Source organism: Streptomyces sp. NBC_00271 (assembly GCF_036178845.1).
Lineage (GTDB): Bacteria > Actinomycetota > Actinomycetes > Streptomycetales > Streptomycetaceae > Streptomyces.
This window is the reverse complement of sequence record NZ_CP108070.1, coordinates 4508423-4529874: the sequence shown is the minus strand read 5'-3', so window position 1 is coordinate 4529874 and position 21452 is coordinate 4508423. Positions and strand designations below refer to the sequence as shown.

Below are 21452 nucleotides of genomic sequence, written 5' to 3'. Positions count from 1 at the left end.
CCTTTCAGACCGTGGCGAGTGCGGGAGTGAGGTACTGGTTGGCGGGGCGGGGGAGGCCGTAGCGCTCCCGGAGGGTCCGGCGCAGTCCGTACTCCGTGCGGAGCAGGCCGCGGGCACGCAGGATCGGGACGACGTGGTCGACGAACAGACCGAGGCCGGAGGGAAGTACGGCGGGCATGATGTTGAAGCCGTCGGCGGCGCCGCGCGTGAACCACTCCTCGATCGCGTCGGCGACCTGCTCCGGCGTGCCGGCGAAGGTGAGGTGCCCGCGTCCGCCGCCCAGCCGTCCGATCAGCTGCCGTACGGTGAGCCGTTCGCGGCGGGCGAGTTCGACGACGAGCGTGTAGCGGCTCTTGGCGCCCTCGATGACGTCCTCGGGCGGCAGGTCCGCGGGGAGCTGGGCGTCCAACTCCAGCGTTCCGGCATCCAGTTGCAGCAGGTGCTCCAGACGGGCCACGCCGTGCGTGTACACGATGTGGTCCTCCAGGACCTGTTCGTTCGCCCGCGCCTCGGCCTCCGTCGAGCCGAGCACCGGGACGATGCCGGGCAGCACCTTGATGTGCTCGGGGTCCCGACCGGCCGCCGCCGTCCGGGACTTGAGGTCCGCGTAGAAGGCCTGGGCGTCGGCGAGGGTCTGCTGCGCGGTGAACACCGCCTCCGCGTAGCGCGCCGCGAACGTCTTGCCGTCCTCGCTCGACCCCGCCTGTACGAGCAGCGGGTACCCCTGCGGCGAGCGGGGCACGTTCAGGGCGCCCTCGACACTGAAGTACGTGCCCTGGTGGCGCGGCGGGTGGATCTTGGCGTCGTCGCCCCACACGCCGGCCGCCTTGTCGGCGACGATCGCGTCGTCCTCCCAGCTGTCCCAGAGCTTGAGCGAGACGTCCAGGAACTCGGCGGCGCGCGCGTACCGTTCGGCGTGCGCGGGCTCGGCGTCGAGGCCGAAGTTGCGGGCGGCCTCCGCACCGGCCGTGGTGACGATGTTCCAGCCCGCCCGACCGCCGCTGATGATGTCGAGAGAGGCGAACTTGCGGGCCAGGTTGTAGGGGGAGTTGTAGGACGTGGACGCCGTGGCGATCAGGCCGATGTGCTCGGTGGCCGTCGCCAGTGCGGTGAGCAGGGTGAGCGGTTCCAGTGCGCCGGCCGGGCGTTGGGCCAGGTTGCTCCACAACTGGGGTCCGTCGGCCAGGAAGAGGGAGTCGAAGGTGCCGCGCTCGGCGATCCGGGCCAGCTCGACGTAGTGGGCGAGTTCGACGTGGGCGTACGGGTCGCTCTCCGGCAGCCGCCACGACGCCTCGTGATGGCCGGTGTTCATCAGGAAGGCGTTGAGGTGGAGTCGGCGGGTCATGCGTGGTCCTCCGTCACACCGAGGGCGGCGAGAAGGCGCTCCCGGTATTCACTCAGTACCGGCTCCCGGTAGGAGCGCGGGTGGGGGCGGTCGATGGTCAGGTCGAGACCGATCCGGCCCCGGTCGAGCACGAGCACCCGGTCGGCGAGCACGATCGCCTCGTCCACGTCGTGGGTGACGAGCAGCACGGAGGGCCGGTGGCGCTCCCACAGCTCGCGCAGCAGGACGTGCATCCGGATCCGGGTCAGGGCGTCCAGCGCGCCGAACGGCTCGTCGGCCAGCAGGAGTTCGGGCTCACGGACGAGCGAGCGGGCCAGGGCGGCGCGCTGGGCCTCGCCGCCGGACAACTCGTTGGGCCAGGCGCGTTCGCGGCCTTTCAGGCCCACTTCGGCGAGGGCTTCGCGGCCCTTCTCGGCCGCCTCCTTGCCGTTCGTACCGAGCAGCACGTTGTCGAGGACCCGCCGCCAGGGCAGCAGCCGGGAGTCCTGGAAGACGACCGACACCCGCTCCGGAGCGGTGAGCCGGCCGCTTCCGGCGACCTCGTGGTCCAGGCCCGCGATGGCCCGAAGCAGCGTGCTCTTGCCGGAACCGCTGTGCCCGAGCAGGGCCGTGAACTGTCCGGCGGGCAGGTCGAGGTCGATGTCGTCGAGGACCGTGCGGCCGTCGAACGACCGCGTAAGACCCCGGAGTTGGACGGCGGGCGCGGTGGTCAGCTGCTGAGTGTGCGGCGCCATGACAGCACCCTCCGTTCGACGAGACGGACCGCGCTGTCGGAGAGCAGGCCGAAGACGCCGTAGATCAGCAGGCCGACCAGGATGACGTCCGACTGGCCGTAGTTCTGGGCCTGGAACATCATGTAGCCGAGTCCGCTGGTGGCGTTGATCTGCTCCAGGACCACCAGGCTCAGCCAGGAGCCGGTCACCCCGAGGCGCAGCCCAACGAAGAAGCCGGGCAGTGCCCCGGGGATGACGATCTGGCGGACGAACTGGAGCCTCGACAGGCCCTGGACCTCGGCGAGTTCGACGTAGCGGTGGTCGATGCCGGACAGCGCGGCGTGCAGGTTGAGGTAGATCGGGATGTAGACGACGATCGCGATGATGGCGATCTTGAAGGTCTCGCCGATGCCCAGCCAGAGGATGAACAGCGGGATCAGGCCCAGGGTCGGGATCGCCCGGTTGAGCTGCACGGTCCCGTCGATCAGCGCCTCGCCGATCCGGCTGAGCCCGGCCGCCAGCGCGAGGACCACACCGGCGGTCAGGCCCAGCGCGAAGCCGTATCCCGCGCGTTCCAGGGAGGTGCGGACGTCGGTGGGGAGCGTGCCGTCGGTCCACAGGTGACCGGCGGTCTTCAGGACCGTCCAGGGCGCCGGGATCGCACCCGGGTCCAGCTGCCCGGCGGCGGAGGCGACCGCCCACAGGGCGAGGAAGAGGGCGGGGCCGATGAGCCGGGAGGCGGGCAGGCGCTTGCCGGGAGCGAGGCCGCGGCGCCGCCTGCGCCGTACGGCAGGCGTGTCCTCGGCGGCGGTCACCGGCACGGTGGTCGTGGTGGTCGTCATGGCCGTCACTTCCGGTACTCCGCCGGGACGGCCTTCGCCGCGATGCCCTCGAAGCGCCGGTCGAAGAGCGAGCCGACCTTGAAAGCCTTCACGAAGCCGCCCTCGGCCAGCAGATCGGCGGTCTCCTGCTCCCACTTCACCGCCTCGTCCCAGCTCGGCGGGAACAGCGGCTTGTTGGCGAGCTCCGTGATCGACCGGGCCTGTGCGAGCGTGAGGTTCTGCGTCTTGACGTAGAACTCCTCGTTCCAGGCGTCCGGGTGCTCGTACGCCCACACCTGCCCCTGCGCCCAGCGAGGGATGTACGCGGCGACGGCCGCAGCCTTCGCCGGGTCGGCCAGCACGGAGGTGGGCGCCCACAGCAGGTTGAGCAGGTCCACGACATCGGTGGTGATGGTGTGGGCGCCCTTGGACCCGTACTGCTTGAGGTAGGCCGGGGCCTGCTGGTTGGCGAGCGGGGCGATGTCCACCTGGCCCGCCTGGAGCGCGGTGAGGAACTGGTTGCTGGTCAGCGGCACCAGGTCGACGTCGTCGTACTTGATCCCGGCCTGCTTCAGGGCGCGCAGCAGTACGACCCCCTGCGCCTGCCCCTGGGAGAACGCCAGCTTCTTGCCCTTGAAGTCCGCGACGGTGCGGATGTCGCTGCCGGGCTTGGTCGCGAAGAGGTAGTTGGGCTTGCGGGTGACGTTGATCGCGACGATCTTGGCGTCGTAGCCCTGGTAGTGCGCCTGGATGGGCGGGATGCCCGCGTTGTTGGCGAGGTCGAGGGACTTGGCGCGGAAGGCGTTGATGACATCGGGGCCGGCGCCGATGTTCACCCAGCTGGAGACGGTGAACGGCAGGTCGGTGAGGCCCGCGAGCTTGAACTGGAGCTGCTGGACGTTCTGGTACGAGGCGATCTTGAGGCTCGTACCGGAGGGGACCTTGGCGGACAGCGGGGCGGACAGGGACCCCTTGGACTTGCTGTCGGCGGCACTGGCCCCCGCGCAACCGCTCAGTCCGGCCGCGGCGGCCACGCCGAGCAGGGAGGACAGGAACAGCCGCCGGTCCACACCGGACGCGGAAGGGGACGACGAAGGAGACAGTGGTGGCATGGGAGGACTCCGGGGATCCAAGTGACGGGAATGCGCGCGGAATTCCGGGCAGGGGGAATTCACCAAGGGAAGGAAGTGAAAGCAGCGAAATACGCGCGCATGAGGAGACGGGAGGCGCACGCCGAGGGCGTGGCAGAAGAAACCGGGTGATCGTCTACGCGTCGATGCGTCAACGCGTCAGCAGGTCAAGGCGCCGACGCGGCAGTGACCCGGCGTCAGCAACAACGCGTGCGTGCGACCCGCATAAGGTCGACGACGCGGCACTTGGTCAGCGGAACCTGCACCCGCGAGCTGCTCATGGGAAGGATGCTCCTGTCCTCGGACGACCGCTGTCAACATTCCGAGTTTCTGAATTAATTCGTCCCCGGTGACAGGCTCAGCGGATCCCGGTACACCACGTCGAGTGCCACCGATCCACCCGCCACGGCGAGGACGGATTCCGGGAAACTGGTCGGCAGGACGGAAGCCGCCCGGTCCGCACCCACCTCCGCGCGCAGCGCCCCGAGGCAGTCCTCCCGATGCACGGTCCCGACCTCCGCGACGACGACCGTGTCCGGGTTGAGCACGTCCAGCAGCAGCCGGGCCGCCCGCCCGACCGTCCGGGCCCGCTCCAGCAGCAGACGTACGGCGACGGGGTTCCCGTCGGCCGCGGCGCCGACCACGTGCATCGGGTCGGCGGTGGTGATGACCCCCGCCTCCCGTGCCCGCCGGCACAGTGTCCGCTCGCTCAACTCGGCCTGAAGGCAGCCGGTCCGGCCGCAGTCGCAGTGCTCCGAGCCGCCCGGCAACGGCAGATGGGCGATCGCCCCGGCCTGGGAGCGGGGGCCGTGGTGCACCTCGTCGTGGGTGGCGAAGGCGGCGTCCACCACGTTGCCGACGAACAGGTGCAGCACGCTGCGGCTGCCGCGCGCCCGCCCGAACAGCCGCTCTCCGTTGACCAACGCCCGCGCGTGCCCGTCCACATGGACCGGCAGCCCGCTCCGCGTGCCCAGCGCGCCCCGGACATCGACGTCATGCCAGCCGAGCAGCGCGTGTTCCACGATCGTCCCGGAGTCGCGGTCCACCCAGCCGCCGGCCGCGACGCCGACGCCGAGGGGGGTGCGGCCGGGGTGGTCGGTGAGCAGGGCGGCCAGCCCGGCGGCGGCGTTCGCGAGTACGCGGTCGGGCTCCGTGCCGTCGTCGTGGGCGAGTCGTCGCTCCGTGACGACCCGGCCGCGCAGGTCGAGCAGGGCGACGGTGGTGTACGGGACGGCCACGTGGACCCCGCCGACCACGAACCGGGAGTCGTCCAGGTGGACGGGGACGTGGGGACGTCCGACGCCGTTCGACTGCCGGGGCGCCGGAGCCTCCCGAATCAGGCCGAGCGCGGTGAACCGGGCGCAGTAGTCGGTCACCGAGGCAGGGGAGAGGCCGGTCAGCCGGGCGACGGTGCTGCGGGCGACCGGGCCGTGTTCCAGCACGGAGCGCAGGATGACGCTGGCGCTGGTGCGACGGCGGTCGCCTGCGGTGGCGCGGTGCGGTGTCGTGGGCGGGGAGGGGGCGAGAGAGGCAAGGGAGGTACGAGGCATGGCGCTTCCTAGGGAGCGTGTCCGAAACGGTCGCGTCTCGGCGAGCCGGATGCGCTCCGCCCGCCCTACCCGGGGCGACAGGTGGCGGTGCCCTGGCGTCGCAGGTCGACATAGCGACGCGACGCGAAGTTCTCAGCCTGGGCAACCATGCCCTGAAGGGTAGGTCTTACCCCCGATTCCGGCCAGAGGCGCCGTCCTTCGCCCGCCGGCCGACCCGGGGCTTTCAGGGGCGCGGGGAACTGCGCGAACGGCCCCCACCGGGCCGCAGCCGACGAAGACGCCCGATGGGGTCCGGGGCGGAGCCCCGGAGGGATGGGACGGGTAGGGGCGGCGGGGGCGAATTGGTGGGACCCTACAGAGCGCACTCGAAGCTCCCTCGGGACAAAACCATCCCACCTCAGTGACCAGCATCACGCCCCGATAGGTGTACGCGGCCTCCTTTGTAAGGGCTCCACCAAGTCCCGGATCCCCGCTTTGTCGATCGCGCACGGTGATCCGCCCGCCCCCCTGGGATAGCGTCACCGTGTCCCGCCCCCCCGTCACCCGCCGGAGTCCCCATGAGCACCGCTGCCGCCACCCCCCGCCAAGGCATCCGCCCCGGCGAGGTCCTCGCCGACCTGCTCCCGGCCTCCCGCGTCAGGGACATCACCCTCGTACTCGGCGGAGCCGCCCTCACCGGCCTGGCCGCCCAGATATCCCTGCCCGTGCCGGGCTCCCCGGTCCCGGTGACCGGCCAGACCTTCGCCGCCCTCCTCGTCGGCACGGCCCTCGGCGCGGGCCGCGGCTTCCTCTCGCTCGCGCTCTACGCCCTCGTCGGCATGGCCGGCATGCCGTGGTTCGCCGACGGCGGCTCCGGCACCGCCGCTCCGTCCCTCGGCTACATCCTCGGCATGATGTTCGCCTCCGCCGCCGTGGGCGCCCTCGCCCGCCGCGGCGCCGACCGCTCGTTCCTGCGCACCGCGGGCGCGATGCTGCTGGGCGAGGCGATCATCTACGCGGTCGGCCTTCCGTACCTGGCCGCCGCCACCGGCATGTCGCTGAGCGCGACCCTCGCGGCGGGGTTCACCCCGTTCCTGATCGGCGACGCCCTGAAGGCGGCGCTGGCGATGGGCGTCCTGCCGACCGCCTGGAAGTTCCTCAACCGCTGAGGCCGTAGTCCCCTCGCAAGAGGTTCGCAGTCCCCTCGCAAGAGGCTCGCCGGGTCGTACTCCGACTTCGAACCGGCGAGCCTCTTCCGCGTTTTGGGGAAGGTGGGCCGGGACACCGCGCACACGGCGTCCCGGCCCACCCGGTCACGACTGCGGCTGCCGACGGGGCCGCCGCTGGGCCCACCACATTCCCGCCACCCCGACGGAGACGAGCGCCGCCCCCGCCGCGCCGAGCGGCAGCAGGTCACTCCCGGCGCCGGTCTTGGGCAACTGGTCGCCGCCGGGTGTCACCGGCTTGTTCTCGGTGTCGAGCAGCAGCGGAGTGGCCGGGGCGTTCGGCGACGGGTTCGTCGTACCGAACGGCACCGGGCCCTGCTGCCAGAACGTCTTCTTTCCGTCGCTGTCCTGCACCGGCAGGCAGATCTTTCCGGTCTTGCTCAGATCGAAGGTCGCGGCGACGTCGTACGACTGAGACTTTCCGGCCGCGAGATTGCCGACATCGCACACGAATCCACTGTTCGAACCCTTGGGCAGATCCTTGTCCGCCATGGCGGAACAACCCTTGACACTCTTGACCTGTAGGCCGTCGAATCCGACCACCAGTAGCCGGATCTTTCCGCTGTCCTTGGTCCCCTCATTCTTTACCGTGGCGGTCAGCGCCGTTTCGTGCGAGCTGTTGTCCACTGAGATCTTCTCGGGCAGCAACGTGGTCAGCTTCACCCCCGTCGGCGCCGGGTCCATGGCCTTTCCCCCCTTGCTGCTCCCCGGTCCCTGGTCGTCCGCGACGGCGGTGAAGGAAAGGATCATCACGGCCGAGAAAGATGCCGTGAGCAGCGATCCTGCGATGGTCGTCGTGTGACGAGAACTCATGTTCGCCCCCCTTGGCTGCGCCTGAATTCGCAGTACTTGAAGAGGTACCACAAGATTTCTCCGCACTATGCTGGTACGGCATGAAGTGTGACCATTGTGTTTCTGCTGTGGCGGACGATTGTGGCGGGTGTTGAGGGGGTGCAGGGGATTGACGGGGAATACGAGTGGCGGTGTTCCGGGATTATTGGTGACGGGTCGATATCGGCTGGCCGAGAGTATTGGCCAGGGGGGAATGGGACGGGTGTGGCGAGCCACCGACGAAATGCTCGACCGGCAGGTCGCCGTCAAGGAAATGCGGATCGACGGACTCGACCCGGAGGACACCCGAACCCGCCGCGAACGCACCCTGCGCGAAGCCAGGGCCACGGCCCGGATCGACCATCCCAATGTCGTGCGCATCTACGACGTCGTGGACCAGGGCGAGCGGCTGTGGATCGTCATGGAACTCGTCGCCGGCCGCTCTCTCGAGCAACTCGTGGTCGAGGACGGACCGCTCGACCCGCCCACCGCGGCCCGTATCGGGCTCGAACTGGTCGCGGCCCTGCGCCAGGTGCACGCCGGGGGAGTACTCCACCGGGACATCAAGCCGGGCAACGTCCTGGTCGAACGGCGCGGACACCGTGTCGTCCTCACCGACTTCGGCATCGCCGCGCTCCAGGACGCGGAGGCGCTCACCATGGTCGGGATGCTGGTCGGCTCCCCTGACTACATGGCACCCGAGCGTGTCTCCGGACGCCCCCAGGGCCCGCCGTCCGACGTCTGGTCGCTGGGGGCGACGCTCTGTGCGGCCCTCGGCGGCCGCTCTCCGTTCTCCCGTTCGACCACGCTGGCGACGTTGCACGCGGTTCTGTACGAGGAGCCCGAACTTCCTTCCGCGGCAGGTGACTTGGGGGAGATCCTGGCCGCCCTGCTGGAGAAGGAGCCGTCGACCCGACCGGGTCTGGCGGAGCTCGAGACGGCGTTGCGCCCGATCGCCTTCCCCCGACCGGAGGAGACCGAATCCCCGGAAGCGGGGCTCGTCCCCGCACCAGCGGCGGAATCACCGGAATCACCGGAGACACGACAACCATCGGAAGCGGCAGAGGCACGGGAGATATCGGAGGCACCGGAGGCATCCAAGACGGCAGAGGCATCCAAGACGTCAGAGGTGGGAGGGACGGCTGAGGCTCTGGATGCACCGGGGACACCGGGGACACCGGAGTCACCGGAATCCGCGCCGCCCCCCGTCCCCCCTTTCCACCAGGAGTCGCCCACGCGCGCGCTCCTGGACGTGAGCCTCATACGCGCGGCGCAACACCTCCCGCCCCAGCGGGCCCCCGAGCCGACCCCCGCACCGGACTCCGAGCCGGACCCCGTACAGGACGCCATCCCGGAGCCCGCCCCCCTACCCGATCCAACCCCCGACCCCCCACCCCCACCAGCGCCCACCCCGGCCCCCGAACCCACACCCACACCCACCCCCGCCCCCAAACCAGCCCCCGAGCCCATCGCACCCCCGCCGCTTCCCGAACCCCCCTCCCTCGCCACGCACACCACGGTCTCCCGCGCGGTGGTCATGCCGCCGGGCGAACTCCCCGGCCCCGCCGTGCCCTCCGTCCCACGGCGGGGCCGGCGCCGGATGGGCCTGGCCGCCGCCGGTGGCGTGGTGATCGTGGGAACCGTCGTCGGGCTCGTCATGACGCAGACGGGCGGCTCCTCCCACGACACGACCGGCGCGTCCACCTCGACTTCGACTTCGACCTCGCCATCGGCCTCGTCGACGTCGCCGAACTCCGCGCAGACCTCCTCCACCGACCCCTCCTCCCCACCCCCCACCGTCGACGGCACATCACGCCCGCCGAGCCTGCCGGCGGGCGCCCGGAAGGAGGCCGGACTGTACGCGTGGGTGCCGCCGCAGGGCTGGCAGCGGGTGGCGCAGAGCGGTTCCGAGGTGCACTACACCTCGCCCGACCGTGCGCAGGAGATCGTGGCCAACGCGACCCCGGCCCGTGGTGACCTGCTGGCGCAGTGGCAGCAGGCGGAGGTGGGCACCAGCAAGGGCCTGAACTACCGCCGGATCCGCCTGGAGCGCACCACGTTCCGCGGCGCGCCCGCGGTCGTCTGGGAGTACACCGTCACAGCCAGGGGGCGGCTCTGGCACGTCCGACTGCTCGGCTTCCGCTCCGGCGGCACGTCGTACGAGATCAGCACCTGGTATCACCCCGACATCGAGGCGACCGCGCTCCCCGTCTACGACGCGGTCAAGAAGAGCTTCACGCCCCTGTGAACGGGGAGGGGCCCGGCGGCAGCTGCCGCCGGGCCCCTCCCCGTTACCGATTCCGCCGGAATCCGCGTCCGTGTGCTCAGGCCTCCGACGTGGCGTCGACAGGCTCCTTGGCGCCCACCGGCGCGTCGACGTCCGCGGGCTCGGTCGCCGCGGAGCCGCCGAGCTTCTGCTTCACGAAGGCGATCACGAGCACGACCGCGGCGACGAGCAGCGACAGCAGCACGGTCTCGCGTCCGTCGTGTTCCGTGTCGGTCAGCATGTAGCCGAGGACGAAGACGATCAGCGCGGCCGTCGCCCAGGTCAGGTAGGGGTACAGCCACATCTTCACGACCAGCTTCTCCGGCGCCTCGCGCTGGATGATCTTCCGCATCCGCAGCTGCGAGAAACAGATGACCAGCCAGACGAACAGGGCGACCGCGCCGGAGGAGTTGACGAGGAAGAGGAAGACCGAGTCCGGGAACTTGTAGTTGAAGAAGACGGCGACGAAGCCGAAGACGACCGAGACGACGATCGCGGCCATCGGGACACCGCGCGAGGTGGTCTTCGCGAACACCTTGGGCGCGTCGCCGCGCTCGCCGAGCGAGAACGCCATCCGGGAGGCCGTGTAGAGCCCGGAGTTCAGGCACGACAGCACGGAGGTCAGCACGATGAAGTTCATGATCTCACCGGCGTGCGCGATGCCGAGGGAGTCGAGGGCCGCGACGTAGGAGCCCTTGTCCTTGATGGAGGGGTCGTTCCACGGCAGCAGGGACACGACGACGAGGATCGAGCCCAGGTAGAAGACGCCGATGCGCCAGATGATGCTGTTGGTGGACTTGGTGACGGCCCGCTGCGGGTCCTCGGACTCACCGGCGGCGAGGGTCGCGATCTCGCTGCCCATGAAGGAGAAGACGACCAGGAGCACACCGGTGAGGATCGCGCCGGGCCCGTGCGGCAGGAAGCCGCCGTGCTCGGTCAGATTCCCCAGGCCGGCCTTCGGGGCGTCGACACCCGGCAGCACGCCGAAGATCGCGAGGCCGCCGACGATGATGAACGCGCCGATCGCCACGACCTTGATCCCGGCGAACCAGAACTCGAACTCACCGTACGAGCCGACGGAGACCAGGTTGGTCGCGGTGAGCACGATCATCACGATGAGCGCCCAGCCCCACTGCGGTACGCCGGGCATCCACCCTTCGAGGATCTTGGCTCCCGCGGTCGCCTCGACGGCCAGCACGACCACCCAGAAGAACCAGTACAGCCAGCCGATCGAGAAGCCGGCCCAGCGCCCGAGGGCGCGGTCCGCGTGCGCGGAGAACGAACCGGAGGTCGGGTTCGCGGCGGACATCTCGCCCAGCATCCGCATCACCAGCACCACGAGCGTGCCGACGAGAGCGTAGGAGAGGAGGATTCCGGGGCCCGCGGTGGCGATACCGGAGCTGGAGCCCACGAAGAGGCCGGCTCCGATGACGCCACCAATGGCGATCATGGTCAGATGACGGTTCTTGAGTCCGGCCTGGAGGCCCGAACCGGGTTCTCCGGGGCCTCCGGGGCCGCTTGCGGCCTTTGTGGGGGTCGGCTGCGAGGTCATAGAGGGGGATTCCTTTGCGCCGGGTGAGCAGATTCCCGTACGAGCGGTGTACGGACCCGAGCGGGCCCTTGTAGGGACCCTGTAACGAGCCGGTCCAGTGAATCGGAGGCAAAGGAATTCGTGAACCTTTGAATCCAGATCGTTACTTGAGGTTTCCTTGAGGTTTGTAGCCTTGCTCACAGTTTTCGCCGGTGACACCCGGCGAGGTCGATCCGAAACGGCCGTGTCACACTCGGACCATGCGCGTGTATCTCGGCTCCGATCATGCCGGTTTCGAACTCAAGAACCACCTCGTCGAGTGGCTCAAGGCCGCCGGGCACGAGCCCGTCGATTGCGGGCCCCTCATCTACGACGCCCAGGACGACTACCCGCCGTTCTGCCTCCGCGCGGCGGAGCGTACGGCGGCCGATCCCGAGGCCCTCGGCATCGTGATCGGCGGCTCCGGCAACGGGGAGCAGATCGCGGCGAACAAGGTGGCCGGGGTTCGTGCCGCGCTCGCCTGGAGCGAGGAGACGGCGTCGCTGGGGCGGCAGCACAACAACGCCAACGTGGTGGCGGTGGGTGCGCGGATGCACTCCGAGGAGGAGGCGACGAAGTTCGTGGAGGTCTTCCTCTCCACGCCCTTCTCCGGTGACGAGCGCCACATTCGCCGCATCGACATGCTGTCGGCCTACGAAAAGACCGGCGACCTCCCGCCCGTCCCGCCCCACCACCCCCAGCAGGCCTGAGCCTTCAGCCGCGGGCGGATGGGGGTTGCCCAGGGGGACGGGGCTGCGCCCCGGATCCCCGTCCGCGCGGAGTTCTTCGACCGCGGGTGGGTGGGGGTTGCTCGCGCAGTTCCCCGCGCCCCTTGAGGGATCGGGGCTGCGCCCCGGATCCCCCGTCCGCCTTCGTCCGCGGGCCGGTGGGGGCTGGTCGCGCAGTTCCCCGCGCCCCTGAAGACCCCACCCCGGCCCAAGTCTCCAGCCCGTCCGGCGCCAGAGGACAAGCCCACCCACCCCGGCCCGCACCTCCAGCCCGTCCGGCGTTTGAGGACGAGGCCGTGCAGGCCGATGCGGGAGGTCCGGGGCGCAGCCCCGCAGGGGTCCAGGGGGCGGCAGCCCCCGGCGGGGTGCAGGGGCGGAGCCCCACGGGGGGTTCGGGGGCGTGCCCCTGGCGGGGTGCAGGGGCTATGCCCCGCGGAGGTTCGGGGCGGAGCCCCGTGGGGTTTGGGGGCGTGCCCCCGGCGGGGTGCAGGGGCGGAGCCCCGTGGAGGTTCGGGGGCGGAGCCCTCGGTGGGGTTGAAGGGGCGGAGCCCCTGGGGATGGGACGGGTAGGGGCGGCGGGGGCGAGACAACCTCCGAGCCGTCGGCGCCGTAGAAGACACTGCTGCACGAGGAGGACCCCGTGCCCGAGGGGCACACGATTCACCGGCTGGCCGAGGACTACGCGGCCAGGTTCGCAGGCGGGCCCACCCGCGTCACCAGCCCCCAGGGCAAGTTCACCGACGCCGCCACCCTCCTCGACGGCACCCCCCTCGAACACGCCGACGCCCACGGCAAACACCTCTTCCTCGCCTTCCGCACCGCCGACTGGATCCACATCCACCTCGGCCTCTTCGGCAAGGTGAACTTCGGCGACGCCCCCGCCCCACCCCCCACCGACACGGTCCGCCTCCGCCTCGCGAACGCCACGTCGTACGTCGACCTCCGCGGCCCCACCACCTGCGCCCTGATCACGGACGACGAGAAGCAGGCGATACACGCCCGCCTCGGCCCGGACCCCCTCCGCGCGGACGCGGACCCGTCGGCGGCGTACCACCGCGTCTCCCGCAGCCGTACGACGATCGCCGCCCTCCTCATGGACCAGAAGATCATCGCGGGCGTGGGGAACGTCTACCGCGCAGAAGTCCTCTTCCGTCACGGCATCGATCCGTACCGCACGGGGAAGGACGTCACCCCGACGCAGTGGGACGCGATCTGGACGGACCTGGTGGCACTCATGCGCGAGGGCGTCCGCAACAACCGCATCGACACCGTCCGCCCGGAACACACCCCGGACGCCATGGGCCGCCCACCGCGCGTGGACGACCACGGCGGCGAGGTGTACGTGTACCGCAGGGCCAACCTGCCCTGCCACATCTGTGGCGGCGAGATCCGCACCGCCGATCTCGCCGCCCGCAACCTCTTCTGGTGCCCGACCTGCCAGAACCGCTGAACCGGGTTCGGCCCCCCGGGGGGCTAGAACCCGTGCGGCAACCAGGGTGCGACCGCAGACGAGAAGCCCACCGAGGCCTCCGCGAGCGCGCCCTGCCGCAACTCCCGCACCCGCCCCGCCGCCGCGAGCGAGGCCAGGGACACCCCGCCGAGATACGCCGCCCCCAACTCCCGTACGGACAGCGCGAGATCGGCGGCGTCCGACGTACGCACACAGGTCGCGCCCTTGGCGTCCCCGGTGAGCCGCCAACGCCCCTCGTTCCAGGGGCAGAACACGTCCTCCACCTCGAACACCACGTCCACCGGCGCCTGATACGTCCGCGCCTCCAGCGCGGCACCGACGTCCACGAGCCGCACATGCAGCGCGTCCCGCATCCGCACCGCGCAGCGGCGGATGTCGGACACCATGTGCTGCCACGCCTCGTCGACGGGGCGACCGCGGGCGTGCAGCGTGGACGTCAGGTCGATCTCGAAGAGGAACCGCCACAGCGCCGCGTGCGACGCCGGGTCGAGCGCCTCCAGTTGGTCGAGGCGGACGGTGAACCCGGCCCCGCGGTGGTCGCCGTCCTGCTTGATCCGGTACCGGGCGTAGCCCACGATCTCGTCGTCCCGCTCGGCGACCACGCACTGCAACGGCGACGCCCCGTCCCGCTCGCTCTCCGGGTCGAGCAGCATCGCCCGGTCCCAGCCGGGCCGCCGCGCCAGCATCCCGGGCCGGCCCGGGACCAGCCGCGCGTACACCGCCTCGCAAGCGTCGAGTACGTCCGCAGGCGTGGCGTACCGCAGACGTACGTCATCGGTGCCGGGCGGTACGGACAGCCGTACCCGGGTCGTGTCGATCTCGACGTTGTACTGGTGGGTCGCGATGCCGTAGCCGAACCGGCCGTAGATCACCGGCTCCGACGCGGTCAGCACGGCGAGCGGTTCGCCCCATGAGCGGATGTCGTCCAGCTGCCGCCGCATCATCGACGTCAGCAGCCCGCGCCGCCGGTGGGTGGCCGCGACGCTCACCATCGTGATGCCCGCGGCCGGTACGGAGGTGCCGCCGGGGACGGTGACCCGGAAGGAGAACGCCCCCGCGGTGCCCACACACTGGTCGCCGTCCCAGATCCCCAGGAAACGGTCGTACTCTGTGAGCGCGTTCATCACCTCGCGCTCCTCGGACGACTCCGGTACGCCCCCGAACGCGCGGAGCAGGTTGTCGTACCACGTGTTCCACTCGGGCTGCCGCAGCACCCGCAAGTCAGTCGTCATACGCCATGCCTACCAGGGCAATGCGGTACGAGCGAGGGAATTTCCCCCACCTCCGGAGGCGCCGTTCACTGTGATGTTGAGCGCTCGGACGGGGGACAAGTGGGACCTCCCGTGCCAAGCACCTGGTCCGATGGATAGGGTCCCGAACTAATGGCAGCAGGACGAGAGCGGCGCGCGGAAGCCGAGACGTTCACGGCCCGGTTGAAGAAGCAGTGGCACCGGGCCCGCACCGGCGTGCGCAGATCCGCCGTCGACTACTTCCGCGGCGACGGTTCGGACTGGATCGCACTGGCCGGTCTGCTGCTGACCATCCCCGTGATCGCGGCCACGACGCTGATGAACTCGGTCTGGTGCTCCCCGGCCGCGCTGGTCCTGCCGATCGTCGCGGGCGGCCTTCTGCTGCGCCCCGCCAGCCTGCTCGGCCTGTACGCGGCCGCCGCCACCGCGCTGATAGTGGAGTCGGTGAAGCTGGGCCCGTACACCGAGGGCCCCTCCCGGGTCACCCCGGGCGTGGTCCTGGTCGTCGCGGCCTGCGGCTTCTTCGGCCTGCTGATCGCCCAGTTCCGCAGCCGGGTCGGCGTGCCCTGGCGGCGCGGCGGCACCATGCTCTTCGACCTGCGCGAACGCATCCGGGTGCAGAGCAAGCTGCCGGGCCTGCCGCTGGGCTGGCACCGGGAGATGGCGTTGCGCCCGGCGGGCGGTCAGTCGTTCTCGGGGGACTTCGTCGTGGCCGCACGTACGAACAGCGGCCGAACGCTCGAAGTCGTCCTGACCGATGTGTCCGGAAAAGGTATGGATGCGGGGTCGCGCGCCCTGCTCCTCTCCGGAGCCTTCGGCGGCTTGTTGGGATCGCTCCCACCCCACGCCTTCCTGCCCGCCGCGAACGGCTACCTCCTGCGCCAGGACTGGGACGAGGGCTTCGCCACGTCGATCCACCTGGTCCTGGACCTGGACTCCGGCGACTACGAACTCTTCTCCGCCGGGCACCCGCCGGGCCTTCAGCTCAGCGCGGGCAGCGGGCGCTGGGAGGAGAAGGCCGCGGAGGGTCCGCTCCTCGGGGTGTACGACGGTGCCCAGTTCGACCCCGTCAAGGGTTCGCTGCGGCCCGGGGACGTCCTGATGCTCTTCACGGACGGTCTGGTGGAAACCTCCGACCGTGACATCGTCGAGGGCATCGACCGCCTCACCGGCGAGGCCGACCGCTATGTCGCGGGCGGTTTCCACGGCGCCGCGTGGCACCTCATCGAGGCGGTCGCCAAGGACGTCAACGACGACCGAGCCCTCCTCCTGATCTGCCGGGACGGCGCCACGGCAACCCGCTGACGACGGCGCCGGGTCCGGCCGCCGAGGTGGGCGGCCGGCTCGCGCTCCGCCTGTCCGACGGCACCAAGGTGACTCGCGAACGTGATCTGGGGCAGCCCAAGGCCCCGGCCGTACGTCGCCACGCGCATCCGGGATGGTGTGCTCGGCGCGGTCGCGGACCGTGCCGAGCCCGGAGAGGCTGATCGGCTCCCCCCGTCGCCGGTGCGCATGATCCGTTGGGAGGCCCCGCTGGTCGCCCCGGCCGGCATCGTCCTCGGCACGGCCATCGCGCTCGCCACGCTGATGCTGATGATGAAGGGGCCGACCGGGCAGGGACCGTACATCCCGCCCCTTTTGTACGGGTCCTTCGCCGGGGCGGTTGTCATGCTCGGTCTCACGGCGGTCACCGACCCCGCCCGCGCGGCGCTGCGGCGGGAGACACTGGAGGGGTGACGCAGACTCTCCTGACCCTGGCCGAAATAGAGACCCTCGCCCGTACGGCGCATGCCGCCCAGACCGACAAGGCGGGGCGGCCGTACACCGAGCACCTGCAGGCCGTCGCGGACGGGGTCCGTGAGCGCGGGGGCGACGACGAGCAGATCGCGGCGGCCTGGCTGCACGACGCCGTCGAGGACGACGTGCTCTCCGAGGACTGGCTGCGCGAGGCCGCGCTGACCGGGCGTACGAAGGACATCGTGCTGGCGCTGACCAAACGCGAGGGAGAGCCCCCGGAGTCGTACGCGAAACGCATTCGTACGACTCCGGGAGCTCTCGTGGTCAAGGCCTCGGACCTGGCACACAACGCCGATCCGGCCCGGCTCGCGGTCCTCGACGAGCACACCCGCGCGCGGCTGACCAAGAAGTACGCCGCGATGCGGGCGCTGCTCGGACTGCCGCCGGGCTGACGGTGACTGTGTCAGGTTGACGGTGACCATGTCGGGTTGACGCTCGTCGCACAGAGTTGACAGTGGTTGCGTCAGGTCAAGGGTGATTGCGCCTGTTGACGGTGGTTACGCCGGGGTCTTGGCCCGTTCGCGGGCCAGCTCCGTGGAGTCCCGCTTGAACGCCCACTCCATGCTGGGCTCCATCGCGAAGCGGAAGACCCGCCGGACCGGCGCCGTGCACAGCAGGGTGACGGCCACGCCCGCGACGAGGGTCACGAAGATCTCGCCGAGCGGCCGGTGCAGCCACTCGTGGTCGAACCAGCCCCAGTAGTCGCCGCCCTTGACCAGGAAACCGTGCAGCAGATAGCCGTACAACGTGCCCGCGCCGAGCGCCGTGAACCACATCCTGCGGCGCGGCACCCAGGCGAAGAAGCACGCGGTGAGCACCAGCGAGCAGCCGAGGAGGGCGAGCACCATCACGGGGCCGACCCACCAGGGGACACCCAGCTCCTGGGCGCTGTCGCGGTGGTAGAACCAGCCGGGGTTCATCCGCGGAACCGCCCACCAGCTCACGACCAGCGCGGCGGCGAACACCGGCACCGACAGGATGCGCACCTCGCGGCGGCGCACCAGCTGGAAGTGCTCGGGCTTCATGCACAGGCCCAGCACGAAGAACGGCAGGAACTGGAGCGTCCGCTGCAGATCCAGGTCGTCACCGATGGACGGCGAGGTGGTCGCGAGCATGGCCACGAGGAGCGCGAGCGGAAGCGGCCGGCGGACCAGCTTCCACAGCGGCGTCGTCAGCCGCCAGATGAACAGCGCACACAGGAACCAGGTGAGGAACCAGGGGTCGAGCAGGCTGACCGGCAGCGACGGATCGTCGTCGGCCCAGCGCTTGAAGAGGACGTACGCCACTTCGAAGACGACGTACGGCACGGCGACGCCGGTGACCAGCCGCTTCAGCCGGTCCGCGCGCATGTCGAAACTGCGGGAGAAGTAGCCGGAGATGATGATGAAGGCCGGCATGTGGAAGGCGTACACGACCATGTACGCGGCTTCGAGGACGCGGCTTTGACCCTTCAGGGGCTCCCACGCATGGCCCATGGCCACGAGCACGATCGCCAGGTACTTGGCGTTGTCGAAGAAGGCGTCACGCGGCTTGCCGGGGTGGGTGGCGGTGGCGGCCGTGGGGGCGCTGGTGGCCGTGACGCCGGCCGACTTCGAAGCCCGGTCGGGCGGCAGGCTCGGGGCCGAGCGCGGGGTCGGCACCCCCTCCACCGACCGCTCCGCCGGGGGGAGCGGCGTTCGACGGGGACCGTTCGGGTGGAGCGAGTTCGTCACGAAGCCTCCCGCCAGGAACCGCGGGGAGCGGAGGGAGCGGGGGAGACGATCCAGGACCTTGCTGCTCTTGCGGGGGACGAGGCGGCGTGGAACATCTGAGGCACCCTAGCGTTGTCCGTGTGTCGTCGTAAAACTCCTGGCGCTATTCCTGCGTATCACGTGTGAGTTTGTCCGTGAGTAACGTTTCGAGCGCCCCGGATTTGACGATTTCCCCTTACCGCATGCGACAGTTGTGGCGCCGTTCTGTCCTCATTCGTCACGACTAATTGGTGCATAACACTCGCGGGCGACTCTGGTGAAATGTCCAGTCTTCGGTGCCTTCGGAGCCATCTTCCGGGCGCCCTCCGGGGTTTCTTCGCCGCGCCCGTGGCAACAATTGGAAATTCCTGCGAACGGGATGTGTGGACACGGCAACGATCCCCCGGAATTTCCCATGCGGGCGCACGGTCGAATTGCGTACGGGGCCGGACAGTTGGCCCGTCACGGGAGGGTGGGGGAGTGCGGTTCCCGGGCGGTCCCGGCCGACGATGTGTCACCTGCGGCATACGGGGGCCGCGTTGGTGGCACGATGGTTCTGGCGGGGGTGTGCGGGGCTGCACCCCCGGGCCGGGAGAGCGGACCGACCGTAGGGTGTGATCAGTTGTGGCCATTTCGCTGTCAGTGGTACTGCTGTTGGCGATCATCCTCGTGGTGCTGATCCGAGGGGGATCGATCAAGGCGGGGCCCGCCATCGTCGCGGTGCTCTTCGGCTTCTTCCTCGCGTCGACCGGAATGGCTCCGTCCATCCAGCGGTTCCTGGACTCGATAGCGCAGACGATCAACTCGATCAGTTTCTGATCCCCGGTTCTGATCTCCGGGCGGGACGGGCCGGCGCCTTCACCGCCCCATTCATGGACGCGGACCCGACGGCCGCGCCCCGGGCCGACCGCGCTCTCCATACCGACTCGATCAGCGATCCGACCGACCGACCGGGGAAATCCATCGGCGATCCGACCGACCGACAAAACGACCGGCGATCCGAACGACCGGCAAAACGATCAGGGCCGGGCCGGAGGAGTGATCCTCCGGCCCGGCCCTGAGCCGTATGGAGCGGGCGACGGGAATCGAACCCGCGTAGCTAGTTTGGAAGACTAGGGCTCTACCATTGAGCTACGCCCGCACAGAGAGCACCGCAGGTCAGTGACCCCGGCACAGGAGGCATCGTAGCGGGTCGCACCCCGTCCCCGCACACCCCGTTCCGCGACCCCGCGGACGCTCGTGAAATGCGGCAGCCGCGCTGTCTCCGGGCATGTACCCTACGTGTCGCACCGACGGGGTGTGGCGCAGCTTGGTAGCGCGTCCGCTTTGGGAGCGGAAGGCCGTGGGTTCAAATCCCGCCACCCCGACCACCAGCCGGTTCCGGCGACACGTCAGGCGACGGATCAGGCGAGAGAACAGACGCCCGACGGCCGATGGCCGGGATCGCAAGATCGCCTTTTGGGGCGTGTACCGCCTGCGGTTACTATGCAGGTTGCGCGCCCGTGTGTCTGCACTGTTACGTCTCTCAAGGGCCGCGAATCCGCTGAGGCTCTGCCTGATCTCGGCAGAAAACAAACAGCAGAACCCCGCAGCAGTACCCCCAAGAAGTCAGCCACAAGGAGACCGAACCGTGAAGAGCGCCGTGGAGAACCTGAACCCGACTCGGGTTCGGCTCACTGTTGAGGTGCCCTTCGAGGAGCTCAAGGACAGCCTCGACGCGGCGTACAAGAAGATCAACCAGCAGGTCACGGTGAAGGGCTTCCGGAAGGGCAAGATCCCGGCGCGCGTCATCGACCAGCGGTTCGGTCGCGGCGCCGTGCTCGAAGAGGCCGTCAACGACGCGCTCCCGAAGTTCTACACCGAAGCGGTCAACGAGGCTGAGCTGAATGTCCTCGGCCAGCCCGAGGTCGACATCACGGAGCTGAAGGACGGCGAAACGCTGAACTTCACCGCCGAGGTCGACGTCCGCCCGACCATCGAGATCCCGGACTACTCCGGCATCGAGGTCGAGGTCGACGCAGTCGAGGTCGCCGACGAGGACGTCGAGAAGGCCGTCGAGGAGCTCCGTGAGCGCTTCGCGTCCACCTCGCCGGTCGAGCGCGCCGCCCAGGACGGCGACGTCGTCACGATCGACCTGGAGGCCAAGGTCGACGGAGAGGTGCTGGAGGACGGCGTCGCTTCCGACGTCTCCTACACCATCGGCTCCGGCGAGCTGCTGGACGGCATCGACGAGGCCGTGAAGGGCCTGGAGGCCGGTGGCGAGGCCACCTTCGCCTCCGAGCTCAAGGGCGGCTCGGCGGCCGGCAAGGAGGCCGAGGTCACCGTCAAGGTCACCCAGGTCGCCGCGCGCGAACTGCCCGAGCTCGACGACGACTTCGCGCAGCTCGCCTCCGAGTTCGACACCCTCGACGAGCTCAAGGCGGACAGCCGCAAGCGCCTCGAGAACATGAAGCAGTACGACCAGGCCACGCAGGCCCAGGAGCGTGTCCTGGAGAAGCTGCTCGAGCTGGTCGAGGTCCCGGTCCCCGAGAAGCTGCTCGAGGACGAGATCAACACCCGTAAGCACAACCTCGAGCACCACCAGCTCGGCCAGATGGGCCTCGACCTCGAGAAGTACCTCGAGATCCAGGGCAAGACGGTCGAGGAGTTCGACGCCGAGACCAAGGAAGCCGCGGTCAAGGGCATCAAGACGCAGTTCGTCCTTGACGAGCTCGTCAACAAGGAGAAGCTGAACGTCAACCAGGAGGAGCTCACCGAGCACCTCATGCGGCGTGCGGCCTCCTCCGGCATGTCCCCCGACCAGTTCGCCCAGGCGGTCGTCGAAGGCGGCCAGGTCCCGATGCTGGTCGGCGAGGTCGCCCGCGGCAAGGCCCTCGCGGTCGTCGTCGAGGCCGCCACGGTCAAGGACACCAACGGCGAGGTCGTCGACCTCGACGACGAGGAGGACGAGACCGAGTCGGCCACCGAGGTCGTCGCCGAGGTCACCGACGGTGACGAGGCCTCCACCGAGGCTCCCGAGGAGAAGCCCGAGGCGTAAGCCCACGG

At 69.9% G+C, this 21452-nt stretch carries 18 protein-coding genes and 2 tRNA genes; 10 read left to right on the top strand and 10 right to left on the bottom strand.

All coding sequences use genetic code 11. From position 1 onward, the window contains the following. Nucleotides 1-4 precede the first annotated feature (4 nt). The 5 genes from OG798_RS20995 to OG798_RS20975 form a co-directional block, all read right to left on the bottom strand. Nucleotides 5-1345 (bottom strand): LLM class flavin-dependent oxidoreductase, encoded by a 1341-nt coding sequence (locus OG798_RS20995; protein ID WP_267061778.1) that lies wholly within the window; start codon nt 1343-1345, stop codon nt 5-7. Next, the gene (locus OG798_RS20990; protein WP_095854672.1) at nt 1342-2079 is read right to left on the bottom strand and encodes an ABC transporter ATP-binding protein; all 738 of its coding nucleotides are present in this window, start codon (nt 2077-2079) and stop codon (nt 1342-1344) included. Before OG798_RS20990 ends, OG798_RS20995 begins: the two co-directional genes overlap by 4 nt. Continuing rightward, nucleotides 2055-2900 (bottom strand): ABC transporter permease, encoded by an 846-nt coding sequence (locus tag OG798_RS20985; protein ID WP_267061777.1) that lies wholly within the window; start codon nt 2898-2900, stop codon nt 2055-2057. Before OG798_RS20985 ends, OG798_RS20990 begins: the two co-directional genes overlap by 25 nt. A gap of 5 nt (nt 2901-2905) precedes the next feature. Beyond that, nucleotides 2906-3991 (bottom strand): ABC transporter substrate-binding protein, encoded by a 1086-nt coding sequence (locus tag OG798_RS20980; RefSeq protein WP_121416147.1) that lies wholly within the window; start codon nt 3989-3991, stop codon nt 2906-2908. Nucleotides 3992-4344: 353 nt separating this feature from the next. Continuing rightward, nucleotides 4345-5559 (bottom strand): ROK family transcriptional regulator, encoded by a 1215-nt coding sequence (locus tag OG798_RS20975; protein ID WP_267061775.1) that lies wholly within the window; start codon nt 5557-5559, stop codon nt 4345-4347. 557 nt (nt 5560-6116) lie between these two features. Between OG798_RS20975 and OG798_RS20970 the strand changes: the two genes are divergently transcribed. Then, nucleotides 6117-6707 (top strand): biotin transporter BioY, encoded by a 591-nt coding sequence (locus OG798_RS20970; protein WP_267061774.1) that lies wholly within the window; start codon nt 6117-6119, stop codon nt 6705-6707. 144 nt (nt 6708-6851) lie between these two features. On the opposite strand, the gene OG798_RS20965 is transcribed toward OG798_RS20970, so the two are convergent. Next, the gene (locus OG798_RS20965) at nt 6852-7577 is read right to left on the bottom strand and encodes an LPXTG cell wall anchor domain-containing protein (RefSeq protein ID WP_267061773.1); all 726 of its coding nucleotides are present in this window, start codon (nt 7575-7577) and stop codon (nt 6852-6854) included. A gap of 232 nt (nt 7578-7809) precedes the next feature. Between OG798_RS20965 and OG798_RS20960 the strand changes: the two genes are divergently transcribed. Further along, nucleotides 7810-9843 carry a protein kinase domain-containing protein gene (locus OG798_RS20960; RefSeq protein WP_443053804.1) on the top strand — a complete coding sequence of 678 codons (2034 nt, stop codon included), beginning with the start codon at nt 7810-7812 and terminating at the stop codon, nt 9841-9843. Nucleotides 9844-9919: 76 nt separating this feature from the next. On the opposite strand, the gene OG798_RS20955 is transcribed toward OG798_RS20960, so the two are convergent. After that, entirely contained in the window at nt 9920-11413 is a 1494-nt protein-coding gene (locus OG798_RS20955) for an amino acid permease (RefSeq protein WP_267061771.1), read from the bottom strand. A 239-nt stretch (nt 11414-11652) separates the two neighbouring features. Here OG798_RS20955 and OG798_RS20950 point away from each other — a divergent pair, with 239 nt between their 5' ends. Together OG798_RS20950 and OG798_RS20945 are read left to right on the top strand one after the other, a co-directional pair. Then, entirely contained in the window at nt 11653-12141 is a 489-nt protein-coding gene (locus OG798_RS20950; RefSeq protein ID WP_095854679.1) for a ribose-5-phosphate isomerase, read from the top strand. Nucleotides 12142-12799: 658 nt separating this feature from the next. After that, nucleotides 12800-13609 carry an Fpg/Nei family DNA glycosylase gene (locus OG798_RS20945; RefSeq protein ID WP_267061770.1) on the top strand — a complete coding sequence of 270 codons (810 nt, stop codon included), beginning with the start codon at nt 12800-12802 and terminating at the stop codon, nt 13607-13609. A 23-nt stretch (nt 13610-13632) separates the two neighbouring features. Here OG798_RS20945 and OG798_RS20940 read toward each other — a convergent pair whose 3' ends face one another. Continuing rightward, the gene (locus OG798_RS20940; protein ID WP_267061769.1) at nt 13633-14862 is read right to left on the bottom strand and encodes a GNAT family N-acetyltransferase; all 1230 of its coding nucleotides are present in this window, start codon (nt 14860-14862) and stop codon (nt 13633-13635) included. 150 nt (nt 14863-15012) lie between these two features. Here OG798_RS20940 and OG798_RS20935 point away from each other — a divergent pair, with 150 nt between their 5' ends. The 3 genes from OG798_RS20935 to OG798_RS20925 all read left to right on the top strand — a co-directional run bounded on the left by OG798_RS20935 (nt 15013) and on the right by OG798_RS20925 (nt 17069). After that, nucleotides 15013-16185, top strand: a complete 1173-nt coding sequence (locus OG798_RS20935) for a PP2C family protein-serine/threonine phosphatase (protein ID WP_095854682.1) — start codon at nt 15013-15015, stop codon at nt 16183-16185. 81 nt (nt 16186-16266) lie between these two features. Continuing rightward, nucleotides 16267-16617, top strand: coding sequence for a hypothetical protein (locus OG798_RS20930; protein WP_323138717.1), 351 nt, complete (start codon nt 16267-16269; stop codon nt 16615-16617). Further along, the gene (locus OG798_RS20925; RefSeq protein WP_095854683.1) at nt 16614-17069 is read left to right on the top strand and encodes an HD domain-containing protein; all 456 of its coding nucleotides are present in this window, start codon (nt 16614-16616) and stop codon (nt 17067-17069) included. Before OG798_RS20930 ends, OG798_RS20925 begins: the two co-directional genes overlap by 4 nt. Nucleotides 17070-17174: 105 nt before the next feature. Here OG798_RS20925 and OG798_RS20920 read toward each other — a convergent pair whose 3' ends face one another. Next, on the bottom strand, nt 17175-18389 hold the full coding sequence (locus tag OG798_RS20920; protein ID WP_097225950.1) for an acyltransferase family protein: 1215 nt from the start codon (nt 18387-18389) through the stop codon (nt 17175-17177). Between the two features lie 642 nt (nt 18390-19031). Here OG798_RS20920 and OG798_RS20915 point away from each other — a divergent pair. After that, complete coding sequence (locus OG798_RS20915; protein ID WP_054231893.1) at nt 19032-19226, top strand: hypothetical protein; 195 nt, start codon at nt 19032-19034, stop codon at nt 19224-19226. Between the two features lie 248 nt (nt 19227-19474). Here OG798_RS20915 and OG798_RS20910 read toward each other — a convergent pair. Further along, nucleotides 19475-19548 (bottom strand) — tRNA-Gly (locus tag OG798_RS20910). Nucleotides 19549-19700: 152 nt separating this feature from the next. On the opposite strand from OG798_RS20910, the gene OG798_RS20905 reads away from it, so the two are divergent. Both OG798_RS20905 and tig read left to right on the top strand, forming a co-directional pair. Next, nucleotides 19701-19777, top strand: a tRNA-Pro gene (locus OG798_RS20905). A gap of 260 nt (nt 19778-20037) precedes the next feature. Further along, the gene (gene tig, locus OG798_RS20900) at nt 20038-21444 is read left to right on the top strand and encodes a trigger factor (RefSeq protein WP_095854685.1); all 1407 of its coding nucleotides are present in this window, start codon (nt 20038-20040) and stop codon (nt 21442-21444) included. The last annotated feature ends 8 nt before the right edge of the window (nt 21445-21452 follow it).

Excerpts from the sequence above, each read along its gene's own strand:
- OG798_RS20985 (WP_267061777.1), bottom strand. The coding sequence starts at position 2,900 with ATGACGACCACCACGACCACCGTGCCGGTGACCGCCGCCGAGGACACG.
- OG798_RS20980 (WP_121416147.1), bottom strand. The coding sequence starts at position 3,991 with ATGCCACCACTGTCTCCTTCGTCGTCCCCTTCCGCGTCCGGTGTGGAC.
- OG798_RS20940 (WP_267061769.1), bottom strand. The coding sequence starts at position 14,862 with ATGACGACTGACTTGCGGGTGCTGCGGCAGCCCGAGTGGAACACGTGG.
- OG798_RS20965 (WP_267061773.1), bottom strand. The coding sequence starts at position 7,577 with ATGAGTTCTCGTCACACGACGACCATCGCAGGATCGCTGCTCACGGCA.
- OG798_RS20955 (WP_267061771.1), bottom strand. The coding sequence starts at position 11,413 with ATGACCTCGCAGCCGACCCCCACAAAGGCCGCAAGCGGCCCCGGAGGC.
- OG798_RS20970 (WP_267061774.1), top strand. The coding sequence starts at position 6,117 with ATGAGCACCGCTGCCGCCACCCCCCGCCAAGGCATCCGCCCCGGCGAG.
- OG798_RS20950 (WP_095854679.1), top strand. The coding sequence starts at position 11,653 with ATGCGCGTGTATCTCGGCTCCGATCATGCCGGTTTCGAACTCAAGAAC.
- OG798_RS20990 (WP_095854672.1), bottom strand. The coding sequence starts at position 2,079 with ATGGCGCCGCACACTCAGCAGCTGACCACCGCGCCCGCCGTCCAACTC.
- OG798_RS20975 (WP_267061775.1), bottom strand. The coding sequence starts at position 5,559 with ATGCCTCGTACCTCCCTTGCCTCTCTCGCCCCCTCCCCGCCCACGACA.
- OG798_RS20935 (WP_095854682.1), top strand. The coding sequence starts at position 15,013 with ATGGCAGCAGGACGAGAGCGGCGCGCGGAAGCCGAGACGTTCACGGCC.
- OG798_RS20960 (WP_443053804.1), top strand. The coding sequence starts at position 7,810 with ATGGGACGGGTGTGGCGAGCCACCGACGAAATGCTCGACCGGCAGGTC.
- OG798_RS20995 (WP_267061778.1), bottom strand. The coding sequence starts at position 1,345 with ATGACCCGCCGACTCCACCTCAACGCCTTCCTGATGAACACCGGCCAT.